This window comes from Streptomyces sp. sk2.1 (assembly GCF_008120935.1).
In the GTDB taxonomy this organism is placed as follows: Bacteria; Actinomycetota; Actinomycetes; order Streptomycetales; family Streptomycetaceae; genus Streptomyces.
In genome coordinates this window covers 1-663 of the sequence record NZ_RDBO01000292.1, presented here as the reverse complement: position 1 = coordinate 663, position 663 = coordinate 1, and the positions used below count along the sequence as shown (strand labels likewise).

Here is a 663-nt window from a genome sequence, read left to right as displayed (position 1 = left end):
TCCCGGAGCTGCCCGCGGTCCGGGAGACCGAGCGCACCGTCGTCGGTGTGCACGGCGCCCCCAAGCCGCCGCCCACCCGCGTCTCGCTCACGCTGCCCGCGATCCGGGCGGCGCGCGAGGTGTGGCTGCTCGCCGCGGGCGAGGACAAGGCGGAGGCCGCGGAGATCGCGCTCTCGGGCGCCGGGGAGATCCAGGCCCCGGCGGCCGGTGCGTACGGGCGCGGCCGCACCCTGTGGCTGATGGACGCGGCGGCCGCCTCCCGGCTGCCGCGCGCCCTGTACCCACCCGCCTCGGCCTGACCCCGGCGGTCGTCGACGCCGTACGGCCGAGGGCCCGGCCCGCTCCKCGGAGCGGGCCGGGCCCTCGGCCGTACGGGCGTGTCGCGCGGGGTCAGCCGGTGGGCGGGGTGCGTTCCAGGAAGGGCTCCAGCAGGCCCGGGACGGCCCCGGCGGCGAAGTCGAGGCCCTCGCTCCGGTCCACGTCGTGCGCCGTGTACGCGCCCGAGCCGGCGGCCGTCGTCGCGGTGACGCTCAGCACCCCGGCCCGCCGCTGGAAGTACGTCTGCCGGATCGTCCAGCCGATGACCCCGGCCCGTTCCAGCGCGGCGGTCGAGCGCCGCACCGTACCGGACCTGACCACCAGGTAGTCGCCGCCGCTGACGGC

2 protein-coding genes are annotated in these 663 nt (G+C 78.9%); one reads left to right on the top strand and one right to left on the bottom strand.

Features of this window, described 5'->3' with window-relative positions; translation table 11 throughout:
- Window positions 1-299, top strand: a 299-nt coding sequence (locus tag EAO76_RS43945; protein WP_187439080.1) for a 6-phosphogluconolactonase, incomplete at its 5' end; no start/stop codon positions are given.
- Between the two features lie 91 nt (window positions 300-390).
- On the opposite strand, the gene EAO76_RS43940 is transcribed toward EAO76_RS43945, so the two are convergent.
- Window positions 391-663 (bottom strand): PH domain-containing protein (locus EAO76_RS43940; RefSeq protein ID WP_148841786.1); only part of this gene is annotated, 273 nt, incomplete at its 5' end.